13 protein-coding genes and 3 pseudogenes are annotated in these 15,624 nt (G+C 70.2%); 7 read left to right on the top strand and 9 right to left on the bottom strand.

The window, feature by feature from the left end; all coding sequences use genetic code 11:
* The 3 genes from ACIHFE_RS06210 to ACIHFE_RS06220 form a co-directional block, all read right to left on the bottom strand.
* Window positions 1-288: a PqqD family peptide modification chaperone gene (locus tag ACIHFE_RS06210; protein ID WP_400104632.1), complete on the bottom strand. Its 288-nt coding sequence runs from the start codon at window positions 286-288 to the stop codon at window positions 1-3.
* Window positions 272-2,098, bottom strand: a complete 1,827-nt coding sequence (locus ACIHFE_RS06215; RefSeq protein ID WP_400104633.1) for an albusnodin/ikarugamycin family macrolactam cyclase — start codon at window positions 2,096-2,098, stop codon at window positions 272-274. Before ACIHFE_RS06215 ends, ACIHFE_RS06210 begins: the two co-directional genes overlap by 17 nt.
* 83 nt (window positions 2,099-2,181) lie before the next feature.
* Window positions 2,182-2,322 carry a lasso RiPP family leader peptide-containing protein gene (locus ACIHFE_RS06220; RefSeq protein WP_107431004.1) on the bottom strand — a complete coding sequence of 47 codons (141 nt, stop codon included), beginning with the start codon at window positions 2,320-2,322 and terminating at the stop codon, window positions 2,182-2,184.
* A gap of 536 nt (window positions 2,323-2,858) precedes the next feature.
* On the opposite strand from ACIHFE_RS06220, the gene ACIHFE_RS06225 reads away from it, so the two are divergent.
* Window positions 2,859-3,893: a tetratricopeptide repeat protein gene (locus ACIHFE_RS06225; protein WP_400104634.1), complete on the top strand. Its 1,035-nt coding sequence runs from the start codon at window positions 2,859-2,861 to the stop codon at window positions 3,891-3,893.
* Here the strand turns inward: ACIHFE_RS06225 and ACIHFE_RS06230 are convergent.
* Window positions 3,880-4,571: pseudogene (locus tag ACIHFE_RS06230) on the bottom strand (mobilization protein); the annotation flags it as partial. The gene ACIHFE_RS06225 and the pseudogene ACIHFE_RS06230 overlap by 14 nt on opposite strands.
* Here ACIHFE_RS06230 and ACIHFE_RS06235 point away from each other — a divergent pair.
* Both ACIHFE_RS06235 and ACIHFE_RS06240 read left to right on the top strand, forming a co-directional pair.
* Window positions 4,525-5,058 (top strand): helix-turn-helix transcriptional regulator, encoded by a 534-nt coding sequence (locus tag ACIHFE_RS06235; protein ID WP_400105018.1) that lies wholly within the window; start codon window positions 4,525-4,527, stop codon window positions 5,056-5,058. The pseudogene ACIHFE_RS06230 and the gene ACIHFE_RS06235 sit on opposite strands and share 47 nt — an antisense overlap.
* 21 nt (window positions 5,059-5,079) lie before the next feature.
* A pseudogene (locus ACIHFE_RS06240) lies at window positions 5,080-6,235 on the top strand (tyrosine-type recombinase/integrase).
* 7 nt (window positions 6,236-6,242) lie between these two features.
* Here the strand turns inward: ACIHFE_RS06240 and sodN are convergent.
* Window positions 6,243-6,638: a superoxide dismutase, Ni gene (gene sodN, locus ACIHFE_RS06245; RefSeq protein ID WP_400104635.1), complete on the bottom strand. Its 396-nt coding sequence runs from the start codon at window positions 6,636-6,638 to the stop codon at window positions 6,243-6,245.
* Window positions 6,639-6,787: 149 nt separating this feature from the next.
* Between sodN and sodX the strand changes: the two genes are divergently transcribed.
* On the top strand, window positions 6,788-7,252 hold the full coding sequence (gene sodX, locus ACIHFE_RS06250) for a nickel-type superoxide dismutase maturation protease (protein ID WP_400105019.1): 465 nt from the start codon (window positions 6,788-6,790) through the stop codon (window positions 7,250-7,252).
* Here sodX and ACIHFE_RS06255 read toward each other — a convergent pair.
* The 4 genes and pseudogenes from ACIHFE_RS06255 to ACIHFE_RS06270 form a co-directional block, all read right to left on the bottom strand.
* Window positions 7,219-7,785: pseudogene (locus tag ACIHFE_RS06255) on the bottom strand (CGNR zinc finger domain-containing protein); the annotation flags it as partial. The gene sodX and the pseudogene ACIHFE_RS06255 sit on opposite strands and share 34 nt — an antisense overlap.
* 158 nt (window positions 7,786-7,943) lie before the next feature.
* Complete coding sequence (locus ACIHFE_RS06260; RefSeq protein ID WP_400105020.1) at window positions 7,944-8,696, bottom strand: amino acid ABC transporter ATP-binding protein; 753 nt, start codon at window positions 8,694-8,696, stop codon at window positions 7,944-7,946.
* 5 nt (window positions 8,697-8,701) lie between these two features.
* The gene (locus ACIHFE_RS06265; RefSeq protein WP_400105021.1) at window positions 8,702-9,574 is read right to left on the bottom strand and encodes an amino acid ABC transporter permease; all 873 of its coding nucleotides are present in this window, start codon (window positions 9,572-9,574) and stop codon (window positions 8,702-8,704) included.
* Window positions 9,575-10,187: 613 nt separating this feature from the next.
* Window positions 10,188-11,144, bottom strand: a complete 957-nt coding sequence (locus ACIHFE_RS06270; protein ID WP_400104636.1) for an ABC transporter substrate-binding protein — start codon at window positions 11,142-11,144, stop codon at window positions 10,188-10,190.
* A gap of 564 nt (window positions 11,145-11,708) precedes the next feature.
* Here ACIHFE_RS06270 and ACIHFE_RS06275 point away from each other — a divergent pair.
* From ACIHFE_RS06275 to ACIHFE_RS06285, 3 genes are all read left to right on the top strand, one after another.
* A complete protein-coding gene (locus ACIHFE_RS06275) occupies window positions 11,709-12,923 on the top strand; it encodes an NADP-dependent malic enzyme (RefSeq protein WP_400104637.1) in 1,215 nt (404 codons plus the stop codon).
* A 134-nt stretch (window positions 12,924-13,057) separates the two neighbouring features.
* Window positions 13,058-14,020, top strand: a complete 963-nt coding sequence (locus ACIHFE_RS06280; protein ID WP_400104638.1) for a zinc-binding dehydrogenase — start codon at window positions 13,058-13,060, stop codon at window positions 14,018-14,020.
* A 7-nt stretch (window positions 14,021-14,027) separates the two neighbouring features.
* The gene (locus ACIHFE_RS06285) at window positions 14,028-15,416 is read left to right on the top strand and encodes a cellulase family glycosylhydrolase (protein WP_400104639.1); all 1,389 of its coding nucleotides are present in this window, start codon (window positions 14,028-14,030) and stop codon (window positions 15,414-15,416) included.
* The last annotated feature ends 208 nt before the right edge of the window (window positions 15,417-15,624 follow it).

Here is a 15,624-nt window from a genome sequence, read left to right on the forward strand (position 1 = left end):
TCACCGCCGCCACCCCCGTCGGCGGCGGGCCACAGCCGTCCCCGCGATGCCCTGGGTGGCGAGTTCGTCGGACACCGCGCGGACGTCGGCGGCGGCCTGGTGCCGGGGCAGGCCGTAGGCGGCGGCGTACTGCCCGGCGGCCTGGTCCTCGTCGTTGCCGGCCAGCAGGAAGAGCACCGCCGCGGACGCAGTGGGCGTCAGGTAGGTCCACCTGCCGGTGCGTTCGCTGAGGATGGCCCCGCCCTCGTTGGTCAGTACCGGGTGGGCTCCGTCAAGCAACTGCCACATGCCGCCTCTCCTCCCACCAGGTCACGGGCTGTTCGAGCTGTCGCAGCCACACCTCGGCGGCCACAGCCAGGTGCAGGGCGCCCTTGGCCAGCGGGAGCCCGGACGCCGCCCGCGTGAGCATCGCTGCCACCGGTTCCTCGGTGATCAGCCCCATGGCGCCGAGCCTGGAGGAGGGCCCGAGCAGGCGGCGGAGGACCGGGGCGTGCTCGACGAGCCCGGCATAGGAGACGCCGCTGAAGCCGCCTTTGGTCCGCCGGTTCAGCACGAAGCCGGGCACGATGCCGCTGCCGGTGAAGGCTTCGGCGAGCAGGGCCTTGAACCGGCCGGGTGCCCCACGTTGCTCGGCCGGCACGGCGAGGCAGGCCCTGCGGACCTCGTTGTCGAGGTAGGGGGCAGCCAGCTCGATGCCGTACTCGGAAGAGGCCAGCTCCCGCCAGCCGTTGACGTCGGTCCCGACGTGGGCGAGATCCTGCTCTTCCGACCAGGCCGCGAGACTGGCGTGCGCCTCGGTGAGCTGGTCGGCCGCGTTGGTGAGGGCGGCGGCGAGCTGATGGCGGGCGTTGCCGGTCATCCAGTCGGCCGTGGCCAGCAGCGGCGACCAGGCTGCCGGCCGCCGATCCTGCGGCATCCACGGCCTCGGCCCGGCCTGGAGCTCGGCGGCCGTGCGCCGCCATTCGTCGGGGAGCGTGCTGCGGGCGGCCGGACGGTACTGGGCGAGTACGGCCCACACGGAGGTGTTCCGCAGCCGCGCGTGCCCCTGGGCGTGCTGCCAGGCCCGGCGGTGCTGGCGGCGCCGCAGCAGATCGGCGATGTAGACCGGCGGCGCGGACAGCAGAGCGTCTCCGGCCGAGCCGGTGAAGTGCACCCCCGGCGCCTGGTGGTCCACGACGGCGCCGAGGACGGCCCGCTTGATGGTGGCGGTGACCGTGTAAGCGTTCGGGACGTCCGTCACCGGCAGGCCGGTGATGTCGTCCACGGCTGCGTAGTAGACCGTCTCCTTCCCACCCGGGACTGCGTGGTGGTCGATGCCCGGGACGGCGGCGGCCGTGCGGGCCGCGTAGGCGAGGTCGTCGTCCTTCAGGCGGGCGTCGGCGAACGTCACGGCCGTTACGCTCTGGCGGCGGGCGGCCAGGCAGGCGAGCGTGGTGGAGTCCAGGCCCGCCAGATCACAGCTGACCGGGCGGCTGTCGAAGCGGGCTTCGACGGCCTCGGCGAGCGCCGCCCGCACCACCGGGGCCGCCTCCCGCAGGTCCGCCGGTTCGGCCTGGGAGGGCTCGTAGCGCGCGACGCGGGCCCCGTCGGGGGTGATCTCCAGCAGGTATCCGAAGGGGACGCGGCGCACGCTGCGGAACAGGCTCTTCTCCGCGAGCACGTCGGGCTGGCCGAGGGCCAGATGGGCGGCAAGCGCGACGGGATCGACCGGCGCCCCGTCCAGCCGGGCCAGGGCCGTGGCTGACGTCGCCCACCGCGTTCCCGCCGGCTCGCGCCGGTAGAACACCGGGTGCTGCCCGGACAGGTCACCGATCACCGCGAATACCGGGCCGCTGCGGGCGGCCACCAGGTACGAGCCCGGCCACCGCGTCAGCTCCCGCCACCGCTGATGCCGCACCAACTCCAGGGCGCCTTCCAGCTGATTCCCACTGGCCCCGCACACCCCGACGACGGCCAGGGCGACCACACCGTCCCCGGCAGAACGGACCTGGGCCTGGGGCCACCCGGCCGTCCAGACCTCGCCCAGCCCCGGCACCCGCCTTCCCGCCCGGGGCCGCCACACCGCCGGGCCGCCCTCCCAACCCGCACTCCACCGCATCACACACCCCTTCTCGAAGTTCGGCTGCGCAAAGGGGAAAGCCGGGCGCGGCGTGGGGGCCGCACCCGGCTTCGCGGACCGGGTCAGCTGCCGCTGCCGGTGCCCGTCTTGTACTGGGTGTCGTCGTCGGTGTCGAAGTTCTTGGTGCCGAGCGTCACCTTGGCGACGGAACCGGCGTCCAGAACCACCGGCGCGACGTAGGCCGGGGCCTTGGTCGTCTCCATGGTGTCCACCTCCTCTTCCTCTGCATCGCCGTCCCGTGCACTCCTGTTGTGGGCGCACGTCAACGGGCCTTGCTACACCCGTACTTGGCTGGCCCCTCAAGGGCCGCCCCTTGCGGGTGCAACATCAGTGAACGGCTAGTCACCCCCCGTTGGGAGGGGGCAGGATGTGGGTCAGCGTGGGCCCTGTGTGGGCCCGTGTGGGCCCGGCCCGGGGCAGGAGGGGCACGGTGAGGACGCTGACGCTCAGTGACAAGGAACTGGCCGCACGCATCCGCATGGCGTGCGAGGAACGTGGCTGGGGACCGTCCCAGTTGGCCCGCAGGTTGGGCATTCTCGAAGGACGCGGCCCCAAGGGGCTCGACCGCAAGTCCGCATGGCGCTGGATGGAAGCCCAGCGGCGGCCGGAGTACTGGCTGCCGTACATCGATCGTCTTCTCGAACTGGGGTTAGACCGGGCCGGAGTGACGGAATCAGATCACCCTGGCCCACAACCCGCAGATACCGTGGGATCACTCATCCAGTTGGGGGTGCGAGACGTGCAACGCCGGAGGTTCCTGGCCGCGACCAGCGGATACGCTCTCAGCGCGCTCGCGCTGCCCGACCTCGATGCCATCACCCGGCGCGTCCGCTCGGCCCCGGCCGGAGCCGTACGGGTCGGCAAGGGCGAAGTAGCCGCCGTCAAGCAGATGGTCCAGGCCCTCGGCGACGCCGCCGCCGAACTCGGTGGCGGACATGCCCGTCACCTGGCCGTCCGGTACCTCACCGACGACGTGGCCCCGTGGCTGAACGGGAAGTACACCGAGGCCACCGGCCGCGAGCTGTTCGCCGCCACCTCCCAGCTCGTCCACCTCGCCGGCTGGATGGCCCAGGACGAGGGCAACGACCCCGAGCACCAGGGCCGGGCCCAGCAGTACTACGCGCACGCCTACCGCCTCGCCGCCGAGGCCAAGGACCCCGAGCTGGCTGCTACCGCCTTGCGCGGCCTGGCCGTTCAGACCATGGACCTCGGTCCCAAGCACCGCGCGGTCGCCCTACGGCTGTCCGAGAAGTGCGTGGAGTACGCCAAGGACATCAGCGACCCGCGGGTGGTTGCCTACTACGAGATCACGCTCGCCGACGCCGCCGCCCTCGACGGCGACCGCCGGCTGGCCACCCGCTCCCTCACTACGTCCCAGACCGCCATCGAACGCGCGACGAGTGGGCCCGGCGAGTCGTGGGCCTCGCACTTCAGCCACGGCCGGTGGGCCTACACGGCTGGGATGATCCACGCCAAGATGGGCGACCTCGACGGCGCCGAGGAACACCTCCGCCAGGCCCTGGAGATCCACGGCCTTGACCGCCGTCGGTCCCGCGCCAGCGTCCTCGGCCACCTCGGTGAGATCCACCTCCGCCAAGGCGACCTCGACGGCGCCCTGGCCACCTGGACCGAATTCCTCGACTGCGCGGAAGGCGTCCGCTCCGTGAAGGTCCTCGACGCCGCCCAGAACATGCACGTTCGGCTGGAGTGGTACAAGGGCGTCGCCGAGGCGGAGCAGCTACGACAGCGGGCCGCACACCTCACCGGCGGGTGACCGCTCGCCCACGGCCGTCGGGCCTTGTGTCCACCGTTGCAGCCGTAGATCGCGGCGGCACGGTGAACATGGGCGGTATACCGCCGACCGTGCTTCGCCTACGTGCTGCCCGACGGCGTCTGCTCGGCTGAGTGGTGATGCGCCAGTTGAGCACTTCGGCAGGACGCTCGGCGGTGCGAGCTCTCGGTCGGCGCCGACTTCGGTCAGGAGACGGCGGGGGTTGTGGCCGGCTGTCTCGGCGCGGGCCAGGGTGGTGGTGAGGGCGACCCACGCCGGGTCGGCGAGGACGCGGTCGGCGTGATGGGGGAGGGCGGCGCGAAGTTCCTGTTCGAAGCGGCGGGTGGTTGTGGTGCGTGGGGCGCGTCGGGCGAGATCCGCAAGGATGGGCTCGGCGGCCTGCTGGTGGCCGGCCTGGAGGTGGCGGAAGGCTTCCTCGGCCGCTGCGGTCTGCTGCTCGTGGCCTCGTTGCTCGTGCCACTTGGCGGCGGCGCGGGCCAGGTGGAGGGCGGCGAAGAGCAGGGCGACGGCGAGTCCGCCGGGCTCGTGGGAGGAGTAAGCGAGTTCCTTGGCGGCCTCGCGCAGGGCGTTGGCAGTCTGGTGGTCGGCGCGAATCGTCGAGCGGCGGGCGCGGTTGAACGCGGCTGCTGCCGCATGGAGTTCCGCTCGATGGTGGCCGGAGGCGGCGCCGGAGGTGCCGCTGCTCTACAGCGAGGGGAACGTCGCCGCACGCGTGGCGCTGGAGCGCGAAGTGCGGGGGTGGAGCACGACCGAGCTGGCGGAGCGGGTGACCAAGGCTGGCGTGGAGATGAACCAGACCGTGGTCTGGCGCATCGAGAACGGCGAGCCGCGTCGCCGCATCAACCTCGACGAGGCCCTCGCCTTCGCCAGAGTCTTCGAGCTGCCCCTGGAAGAGCTCATGTCCCCGCCGCTTGAAGGCATCGACATGGACGGGCGGCGCCTCGTGCAGGAAGCCGTCGAGGCGTTCTGCGAGTCCCGCGACGCCCAGGACCGTCTCCACCAAGCCGTCGTCGCGACGGCCGAGCACATCCAGGCCCACCCCGACAGCTCACGCGCCATCCACGAGCAGTGCCTTCGCCTCATGGGCGACGAGCGCGACGCCCGCGCCCTCACCGAGTACATCGAGAGCGGCGGCTACCACCGATAACCAACCCAAGGGAGAACCGACTTGGCCAACATCCAGAAACGCCCCAACGGCAAGTGGCGGGCCCGCTACCGCGACCTCGACGGCAAGGAGCATGCCCGCCACTTCGACCGCAAGCTCGACGCCCAGCGCTGGCTCGACGAGGTCACAGCCAGCATCGTCACGGGCCGGTACGTCGACCCGCGCGCCGGACAGATCTCGTTCGAGAAGTACGCGAACAAGTGGGAGGAGTCGCTCATCGCGGGCGAGGCGGCCGAGCGCATCACCGACAACGCGCTGCGGCTGCACCTGGTCCCGGCGCTCGGCTCCCGCGCCATGGCGGCGATACGTCGCAACGACATACAAGTGCTGTTCAAGAGTCTGTCCGAACAGCTCGGTCCCGGCAGCGTGCGCAACGTGTACGACGTCCTCGTGCGTGTCATGACCGCAGCCGTCGAGGACAAGGTCATCGCGTCCAGCCCGTGCCGGCGGATCATCCTCCCGCCGATGCCGGACGAGGAGGTCACCCCGCCCACGGTCGCCCAAGTCGCTGCCATTGCACGGGTGATGCCGCCGTACATCTGTGCGGCCATAGTCACGCTCGCCGGATCAGGCTTGCGCATAGGCGAGTTGATCGGCCTCAAGGTATCGGACGTCGACTTCAAGACCGGCACCATCCGCGTCGAACGGCAGCGCCTTCAGTCCGGAAAGATCGGTCCGCCGAAGACAGTCAAGTCCCGGCGTACGGTGCCGGTCGGCGAGGTGGTCACCGACGCCCTCCTCGCGCATCTCGCCGCGCGGCCCTCCAAGGAGTGGCTGTTCACGATGGAGGAGGGTGAGCCCCTCAACTACCGTCGTTGGAAGACGGAGTGGAACTGCGGCCCGCAGGGCGCTCCAAGCGGAGGAGAACGAGGCGGCCGAACGCGAGGGGCGTAAGTCTGTCGAGCTGCCGCACATGCTGACCCACGACCTGCGCCACTTCTTCGCCTCCGCGCTGATCGCCGGCGGGGCGAGCGTCAAGCAGGTTCAGCTCGTCCTCGGGCATGCGTCCGCAGTCATCACGCTGCGGATCTATGCCCACCTGTGGCCGGGCGAGGAAGACCGCACCCGGTCCGTCATGGACGCCGTGCTCGGCGGACTGCGGACCGGGTGCGGACTGCAAGACCAGGGGATCAAGGAAACCGCAGGTCAGCAGGCGTGATCCAAGATCAGGCCTTCTTGGTCTCCCAGAAGATCTTGTCGATCTCGGCGATCAGCTCCAGCGCCTTCTCGCCCGTCTTCGGGTCCGTGGACGCCTTGGCGGCGCTCAGCGCCTTCAGGGTGTCGTTGACCAGCTGGTGCAGCTGGGGGTACTTCTCGAAGTGCGGGGGCTTGAAGTAGTCGCTCCACAGCACCGAGATGTGGTGCTTGGCCAGCTCGGCGCGCTGCTCCTTGATAACCGTGGCCCGGGCACGGAAGTGCGGGTCCTCGTTGGCCTGGTACTTCTCCTGGACTGCCTTGACCGACTCGGCCTCGATGCGGGCCTGGGCCGGGTCGTACACGCCGCAGGGGAGGTCGCAGTGGGCGCTGACCTTCACCTTCGGAGCGAACAGGCGGGAAAGCATAAGGTGCTGTCCTTCCTCGTGATCGTCTTCTCAGGTGCGAGATTACTCGGTGTGGGAAGGCTTTTCTCGGGTGCCCCGGCAGGCTTAGGACAAAAGTCCGGTGCCCGTCCGGGACCGGATGGTGATTGGACCGGGAGTGAGGTGCCGTGGTGCAGGAGCAACTGGACGAGCGCGGGCAGGAGCTGGACCGCGAGCGTCGCGGACTGCTGCGGATCGGGCTGGCCGAGGTCTACAACCCGTCGATGGTCCCGACCCTGAACCCGGGGGACCAGCTGGTCGTCCAGTACGGAGCGGCGGTACGGCCCGGGGATGTGGTGGTGGTGCGCCACCCGTTCCGGCAGGACCTGCTGATCGTCAAGCGCGCGGTGGAGCGGCGCGAGGGCGGCTGGTGGGTGATGGGGGACAACCCCCTGGTGGAGAACGACAGCCGGGAGTTCGGCACGGTGCCGGACGAACTGGTGGTGGCCCGGGCCTGGATCCGGCTGCGCCGGCCACCGGAGGCGGGTGGCCGGTCGGTGGCCGCCTGGTTGAGGTGGGTGTGCTCGGCGGTGCGGCCGATGCGGGCGGTGGGCTACCCGGGACGCTCGCTCTCCCGGCGCTTGCGGGCCCGGTAGGCGGCCACATTGGCGCGGGTGGCGCAGCGGTCGGAGCAGTAGCGGCGCGAGCGGTTGGTGGAGGTGTCCAGGTAGGCGTTGCGGCAGGGGGCGGCCTGGCAGATGCCCAGCCGGTCCACGCCCAGCTCGGTGAGGTGCACGGCCAGGCCCATGGCGGCGGTGGCGGTGTAGCCGGCGGCGGCGTTGCTGGCGTGGTCGGCGATATGCATATGCCACAGGGGGCGGCCGTCGGCGTCCCGGTGCTCATGGCCGGAGACCTGGGGGCTGACCGGGAACTCCATCAGCAGGGCGTTGAGCAGGTCCACGGCCCGTACCTCATCGCCCTCGTCCGCCGCCTCGAAGACGGCGCGCAGCCGGGTGCGCACGCCGCGCAGCCGGGTCACATCGCTGTCGTTGAGCCGGCGGGCCATCTGCGAGCTGGCGCCGAACAGGGACCGGGCGGCCTCGATGGAGGTGAGGGTGTCGGTGCCGCGCGCCGGCTCTTCGGTGTTGACCAGCCGGACGGCGAAATCCGAATAGAGGGCCAGTTCCACGGGGATCCTTTGCGGCGGCCCGGACGGAGCGAGCTGGGCCGGTAGGTAACGGATGTCGTTACCACGAGGGTATTACATGCAAGTGCCGGGTGGCGGTGTGCCGGCCATCAGGGCCGGACACCGCCACCCGGGCGAGTGCCGGAGGATCCTGGACCGGGTCAGAGCACCTTGGACAGGAACGACTTGGTCCGCTCGTGCTGCGGATTGGTCAGCACCTCACGGGGGTGGCCGGACTCCACGACCACGCCGTTGTCCATGAAGACGATGGAGTCGCCCACCTCGCGGGCGAAGCCCATCTCATGGGTGACCACCACCATGGTCATGCCGTCCTCGGCGAGGCCCCGCATCACATCCAGGACGTCGCCGACCAGCTCCGGGTCCAGGGCGGAGGTCGGCTCGTCGAAGAGCATCAGCTTGGGCTCCATGGCCAGGGCACGGGCGATGGCCACCCGCTGCTGCTGGCCGCCGGAGAGCTGGGAGGGGTAGTTGCCCGCCTTGTCGGCCAGACCCACCCGGTCCAGCAGCTTCAGCGCCCGCTCCCGGGCCACCGCCTTGCTCTCCCGCTTGACCTGGACCGGCGCCTCCATCACGTTCTCCACCGCCGTCATATGCGGGAAGAGGTTGAAGCGCTGGAAGACCATGCCGATGTCCCGCCGCTGGGCGGCCACCTCGCGGTCCTTGAGCTCATAGAGCTTGTTGCCGTCCTGGCGGTAGCCGACCAGTTGGCCGTCCACATACAGCCGCCCGGCGTTGATCTTCTCCAGGTGGTTGATACAGCGCAGGAAGGTGGACTTGCCGGAGCCGGACGGGCCGATCAGGCAGAACACCTCGCGGGGCGCGACCTCCAGGTCGATGCCCTTGAGGACCTGGGTGGCGCCGAAGGACTTGTGTACGCCCTCGGCCTTGACCATGGCTGTCATCGGGCCTCCTGGGGGCGGCGCAGGGAGAGAACGTTGGCCCTGAGCTTCTGCCAGGGCGTGGGCGGGAGTTGGCGCTGCGCGCCACGGGCGAAGCGGCGTTCCAGGTAGTACTGGCCGACGCTGAGCAGGCTGGTGAGCACCAGGTACCAGGCGGCGGCGACAAAGAGCATCTCCACCGTCGCGCCGGAGGTCTGACCGATGTTGGTGGCCGCCTGGAGCAGGTCGTAGTACTGCACGGCGATCACCAGCGAGGTGGTCTTGAGCATATTGATGAACTCATTGCCGGTCGGCGGCACGATGACCCGCATCGCCTGCGGCAGGACGACCCGGCGGAGTGTCTTGGCGTGGCTCATGCCGAGCGCGTGCGCGGTCTCGGTCTGGCCCTCGTCGACGGACTGGATGCCCGCCCGGCAGATCTCCGCCATATACGCCGCCTCGTTCAGGCCGAGCCCCAGCAGGGCGGCCAGGAACGGCGTCATAAAGGACGACCAGTAGTCCTTGTAGAACGGCATCAGGTTGATGTACTTGAAGACCAGGCCCAGGTCGAACCAGACCAGCAGCTGCACATACACCGGGGTGCCGCGGAAGAACCAGATATAGCCCCAGGCGATGGAGGATGTGACCGGGTTCTTGGACAGACGCATCACGGCCAGGACGATGCCGAGGACAACACCCACGACCATCGAGAGAATGGTGATGATGATGGTGTTGCGGACGCCCTTGAGGACGTTGGAGTCGAAGAAGTAGTCCGGAACAGCGTTCCAGTTGATGTTGCCCTGGGCGAAGGCGTTGATCAGCGCCGCCAGGATGGCGAGTGCGACGGCCGCGGCGATCCAGCGGCCGTAGTGGCGCACCGGGATGGCCTTGATGGCCTCGGGGGCGGTGGTGGTGGCAGAGGCGGGGGCGGTGCCCTTGCCGTCCGGGCCGGCTTTGTCCGTACGGGCGGAGGGGGTCTTGTCCGTACGGCCCGAGGCGGTCTTCTCGGTAACGGCCGGGGCGGGCGGGTCGGTTGGGGCCGATGCGTTCTTGTCCGTGTCCTTGTCCGCCTTGTCCGCGTCCTTGTCCGCTTTCTTGTCCGCGTCCTGCCCGGCGGCCTCGGTGCGGTCTTCGCCGTCACCGGCTTCGGCGGGGGCGTTGCCGTCCGCGGCGGGTTCGGCGCCTGCCTCGGCAGGGGCGTTGCCGTCCTCGGCGGGTTCGGCGCCTGCCTCGGCAGGGACGTCGCCGTCCGCGGCGGGTTCGGCAGCTGCCTCCGCAGGGGCGTCGCCGTCCGCCGCAGGGGCGTCGCCGTCCCCGGTGGTGGCCGGAGCGTCGTCGGTCTTGGCGGCGGACTTCTCGTCCGCACCGGTGCCGTCCGGCCCGTCCGGGCCGTCGGGCGTGGTCTCATCCGGACGCGGGGCGTCCGTCGGTTCCTTGGAACCCTTGTCCTTCTCTATCGACACAACTGTGGCCTTTCAGCGAGCGGTTGAGCGCGGAGTTCTGCTGTCAGGAGCCACCGTTGATCTTGGATTCCTTGATCGCGCCCGCCTTGACGCCCCACTTGTCGAGGACCTGGTCGTACTCATGGCTGGCGATGATCTTGTCCATGGCCGCCTTGATCGCATCCCGCAGCTGGGTCTGCGACTTGCTCATCGCCATGCCGTACGGCGCCGCCTCCACCTGGTCGCCGACCAGCTCGAAGTCATTGCCGCCACCTGAGGTCTTCACCGCGAAGGCGGCCACCGGGAAGTCACTGAGGCCCACGTCCGCGCCGCCGCTGCGCAGCCGGGTCTGGGCCAGGATGTCGGTGTCGAAGGCCTCGATGGAGAGCTTCTTGTCACCGCACTTGTCGGCCTGCTTCTTGGCCATGTCCTCGGAGGTCGTGCCGCGTTGGACCACGATCTTCTTGCCGCACAGGTCGTCCAGCGACTTGATGCCCTGGTCCTTGCCCTTGGGGACGTACATCGAGACGCCGGCCTGGAAGTAGTCCACGAAGTCGACACCCTCGCCGACCTTGGTCTTCTTCTCCGGGTCCACGCCGTTCTGGCGGTCCTTGGTGTCGGTCATCGCCGACATGGCGATGTCATAGCGGTTGGAGCGCAGACCGGCCATCAGGGCATCGAACTTGGAGTTGTTGAACTGGAACTTCACGCCCAGCTGCTTGCCGAGCGCATCGGCGATGTCCGGGTCCATGCCGACGGTCTTGCCGTCCTTGACGAACTCCACCGGCGGGTAGGCGATATCCGAACCGACCCTGATGACCTTGGAATCCTTGATCGACTGCGGCAGTTTGTCGAAGAGTGGGGCCGAACTGCTGTTGGCCGAGGAGTTGTCACTGTCCGAGTGGCTCTTGGTCTGGTCGCCACAGCCGGTCAGCAGCAGGGCGCCGGCGACCGCGATCGCGCCGGCGGCGGCCAAACGACTCCTGGCGGCAGCCGGGCGGAGGGTGGTGCTTGCGGTCATTGCTGGGTCCTCCTGCGGGTGAGGGGATGGCCAAAATCTGAACACTGCGTTGCACGCGCGATTTGCTTCCCCGAGCCACAGGCGCCGTTCCGGCCCGCCACGACCTCGGGTGATTCGGCATCTTGCCATCTGGAGCACACCGTTCGGGGGGCCAGCAATGTCAAAATCGCATAACAAGGCGTACCCCGTTCGGAACCGGGTGCTGTGCGTCGGCTGCCCAAGGTTGACCGATTGCGTTCGTTTGGCGACGAGAGGCATCTCACGTACCAGCTGTCTCAGTCCATGGACTTCGCAGACCAGTTGACACCTTTCTGACCGAACCCGGTGCCTGGCCTGACGGCCCCGGCCCTATCTCACTCGTCGGCCGTAGCGCTCTTCCGGTAGAAAGACCAGTTACACCCCGCACCCGGGGCCCAGGACGCGCAGGTGCGAGCGCGTCCGCTGTCCGTACTGCCGCTCGCGCGGTGGCCCGCGCACCGCCGGGCCGAGGACATGTGCCCGACCCTCCCCGCAAACCAGGGGCGGTTACCCTCGATAAGCAATCACGACAAAGGGGTCAAGATAGTGGCAGCGGAGATCGTCAACCCTCGCAGCGAGAGCGATGCGGGCCGGCCGGGGCCGGAGGAGCCCTTCGATCCGGCCTTCGCGCTGCACCGGGGTGGCAAGATGGCCGTGACGGCGACCGTCCCAGTGCGCGACCGGGACGACCTGTCCCTCGCCTACACGCCGGGTGTCGCCAAGGTGTGCAGCGCCATCGCCGAACAGCCGGAGCTGGTGCATGACTACACCTGGAAGTCACAGGTGGTGGCGGTGGTCACGGACGGCAGCGCGGTGCTGGGCCTGGGAGACATCGGGCCCGAGGCGTCCCTGCCGGTGATGGAGGGCAAGGCCATCCTCTTCAAGCAGTTCGGCGGTGTGGACGCGGTGCCCATCGCGCTGGACTGCCGGGGTGTGGACGAGATCGTGGAGACGGTGGCCCGGCTGGCCCCGTCCTTCGGCGGCGTCAACCTGGAGGACATCTCCGCACCGCGCTGCTTCGAGATCGAGCGCAAGCTCCAGGAGCGGGTGGACATTCCGGTCTTCCACGACGACCAGCACGGCACCGCCGTGGTCACCCTGGCCGCGCTGCGCAACGCCGCCAAGCTGACCGGCCGCGGCCTGGGCGACCTGCGCGCGGTGATCTCCGGTGCGGGTGCGGCCGGGGTGGCCATCGCCCGGATCCTGGTGGAGGCGGGCATCGGTGATGTCGCGGTGTGCGACCGCAAGGGCGTGGTCTCCGCGGACCGCGAGGACCTCACCGACGTCAAGCGGGAGCTGGCCGGCTTCACCAACAAGGCCGGCAAGTCGGGCAGCCTCCAGGCGGCGCTGGACGGCGCGGATGTGTTCATCGGCGTCTCCGGCGGCACGGTGCCGGAGGCCGCGGTGGCCACCATGGCCAAGGACGCGCTGATCTTCGCCATGGCCAACCCCAACCCGGAGATCCACCCGGAGGTCGCCCACAAGTACGCCGCGGTGGTCGCCACCGGGCGCAGCGACTTCCCCAACCAGATCAACAATGTGCTGGCCTTCCCCGGCATCTTCGCCGGTGCCCTTCAGGTGCGTGCCTCGCGCATCACCGAGGGCATGAAGCTGGCCGCCGCCGAGGCGCTGGCCGCGGTGGTGGCGGATGAGCTGAGCGCGGACTGTGTGATCCCCTCGCCCTTCGACGAGCGGGTGGCCCCGGCCGTCACCGCCGCGGTGGCGGCCGCCGCCCGGGCGGACGGAGTGGCGCGCCGCTGAGCGCGCGGGGCGGGTCCTCGGGGTTCCACCCCGGACCCGCCCTTTCTCGATTCGCTGCGGGGGCCGCCCAATACGGCGCGTGTCACACCCCCACCCCGTTCCGTCGGGCGCGGCGCCTTCGCTAGGTTCGGATCATGTTCGCTGCCTACGCCGCCCGCATCGACCGTGACCAGCCGCTGAACGGACTCGAGTTGGGGGAGCGCCCCGAACCCGAGGCACGGCCCGGCTGGACGACCGTCCAGGTCAAGGCCGCCTCGCTCAACCACCACGACCTGTGGTCGCTGCGCGGTGTGGGCCTCGACGAGAAGGTCCTGCCGATGATCCTCGGCTGTGATGCCGCCGGGATCGACGCGGACGGCAATGAGGTCGTGATCCACTCGGTCATCGGCCAGAGCGGCCATGGCGTGGGGCCCGATGAGCCGCGCTCCATCCTCACCGAGCGCTACCAGGGCACCTTTGCCGAGCGGGTCACCGTGCCCGCCTGGAATGTGCTGCCCAAGCCCAGGGAACTCTCCTTCGCCGAGGCCGCCTGTCTGCCCACGGCCTGGCTGACCGCCTACCGGATGCTGTTCACCAACGCCGGTGTGCGGCCCGGCCAGTCGGTGCTGGTGCAGGGCGCCGGCGGCGGCGTGGCCACGGCCGCCATTGTGCTGGGCGCGGCCGCCGGGCTGCGGGTCTTCGCCACCAGCCGGGACGAGGCCAAGCGGGCTCGCGCGGTGGAACTGGGTGCCGAGGCCGCCTTTGAGCCGGGGGCCAGACTGCCGCACCGGGTGGACGCGGTCATCGAGACGGTGGGCGCCGCCACCTGGTCGCACTCGGTCAAGTCGCTGAAGCCGGGCGGTACTTTGGTGATCTCCGGGGCCACCAGCGGCCCCAACCCGCCGTCCGCCGAACTCACCCGCATCTTCTTCCTGGAACTCAAGGTGGTCGGTTCCACCATGGGCACCAAGGACGAGCTGGCGGACCTGCTGAGCTTCTGCGCCGCGACCGGGGTACGGCCGGTCATCGACTCCACCCTGCCGCTGGACCGGGCCCGCGAGGGTTTCGAAAAGATGGCCGGTGGCGACCTGTTCGGGAAAATCGTGCTCACGGTATGAACGGCGGATGCGGACCAGACGTCTGATCGCATCAGCGCTGGCGGCGGCGGTGGCCTGGCTGCTGCCGTCCCCGGCCGCCGCCGCGGACCACTCCGGCATCCCGCCCCTCACCGACGAGCGGGGACGGGCCCTCACCCTCCATGGCTGGAACCTCGCCGACAAGGACCACCGTGGTGCGTCGGCCCTCTCCGGCATCACCGAACGCCATCTGCGCGACCTGGCCGCGCATGGCTTCAACTTCGCCCGGCTGGCCGTCTTCTGGGACGACCTGGAACCCCGCCGGGGCCACTACAGCGAGCGCTATCTGCGCAAGGTGGAGAACGTCCTGGACTGGGCGGCCCGATATCGGGTCCGGGTGGTGATCGACGCCCACCAGGATGTCTACGGACCCAAGTTCGGCGGCCACCGCGGCATCCCGGAGTGGGCCACCCGCGATGACGGCCTGCCCTATGAGCACCACCCCGGGGACTGGTTCTCCGAGTACTACGAACCCTCCGTGCAGGCCGCCTTCCAACATCTCTACGAGGACGCGGACTTACGGGCCGCGCAGGCCCGGATGTGGCGGGTGCTGGCGGATCGCCTCAAGGGCCATCCCGCCCTGCTCGGCTACGACCTGATCAACGAGCCGATGGGCAAGAGCCGGCCCGGTGAGGACCTGCCGGCGGCCGCCCGGCGGGTGGAGGCCACCCAGATCACCCCCATGTACCGGCGGCTGGCGGCCGCGATCCGCGCGGTGGACCGCCGCCACTGGCTGTTTGTGGAGCCCACGCCGGTGGTGGGGGAGGGGGTGCCGACCTCGCTGGGCGAGATCCGTGACCCCAGGGTCGTCTATGCCCCGCACCTCTACAGCGGCGCCATGGAACTGGGCCGGGACTACGATCCCGGGGCCGGCTGGATCGAGGCCTATGAGGCGGCCGTGGTCCGCTACCCCAGGGAGCACCGGATCCCGGTGGTGGTGGCCGAATGGGGCCCGCCCGACAGCTCGCTGCCCCATATGCCGCGCTACTACGCCGACGCGCTGGCCTCGCTGGACCGGTACGCCGCCGGCTGGGCGGGCTGGACCTGGTGCTACGGGGGTTCCTACTGCGCCCTGGACGCGGACGGGCGCTTCCAGCCCAACAAGGAGCGGACGGCCCGTCCGTATGCGGTCGCGGTGGCGGGGTCGGTGCGGAGTCAGTCCTACGATCCGGGTGCGGGGCGGTATCGGCTGGTGTACCAGCCCCGGCGCGGGGTGAGCGAGTTGTCGCTGCCGGGCCGGGGGCCGGGGTGGCGGGTGACGGTCACCGGGCCGGTGGCGGTGGCGGTGCGGGATGGGCGGGTGCGGGTGTGGTTGACGGGGCGGGCCGGTCCGGTGACGGTCACGGTGAGCGCCGTGGGTGGCCATGGTGCGTCCTAGGCGCGGGCCGGTTGTGGTTGTTCGCGCCCGCGCGGCGGAGCCGCATATGGAGTGGTGCCCCGCGCCCCTGGTGGGGTGCCCCCGGCGACGGTTGCCGCCGTGGGTGGCCACGGTGCGTCCTAGGCGCGGGCCGGTTGTGGTTGTTCGCGCCCGCGCGGCGGAGCCGCATATGGAGTGGTGCCCCGCGCCCCTGGTGGGGTGCCCCCGG

This window comes from Streptomyces sp. NPDC052396 (genome assembly GCF_044593195.1).
Lineage (GTDB): Bacteria > Actinomycetota > Actinomycetes > Streptomycetales > Streptomycetaceae > Streptomyces.

Bases quoted from the DNA above. Each gene is read 5' to 3' on its own strand.
- ACIHFE_RS06210 (WP_400104632.1), bottom strand. From the start codon at position 288: ATGTGGCAGTTGCTTGACGGAGCCCACCCGGTACTGACCAACGAGGGC.
- ACIHFE_RS06215 (WP_400104633.1), bottom strand. From the start codon at position 2,098: ATGCGGTGGAGTGCGGGTTGGGAGGGCGGCCCGGCGGTGTGGCGGCCC.
- ACIHFE_RS06220 (WP_107431004.1), bottom strand. From the start codon at position 2,322: ATGGAGACGACCAAGGCCCCGGCCTACGTCGCGCCGGTGGTTCTGGAC.
- sodN (WP_400104635.1), bottom strand. From the start codon at position 6,638: ATGCTTTCCCGCCTGTTCGCTCCGAAGGTGAAGGTCAGCGCCCACTGC.
- ACIHFE_RS06260 (WP_400105020.1), bottom strand. From the start codon at position 8,696: ATGGTCAAGGCCGAGGGCGTACACAAGTCCTTCGGCGCCACCCAGGTC.
- ACIHFE_RS06270 (WP_400104636.1), bottom strand. From the start codon at position 11,144: ATGACCGCAAGCACCACCCTCCGCCCGGCTGCCGCCAGGAGTCGTTTG.
- ACIHFE_RS06280 (WP_400104638.1), top strand. From the start codon at position 13,058: ATGTTCGCTGCCTACGCCGCCCGCATCGACCGTGACCAGCCGCTGAAC.
- ACIHFE_RS06285 (WP_400104639.1), top strand. From the start codon at position 14,028: ATGCGGACCAGACGTCTGATCGCATCAGCGCTGGCGGCGGCGGTGGCC.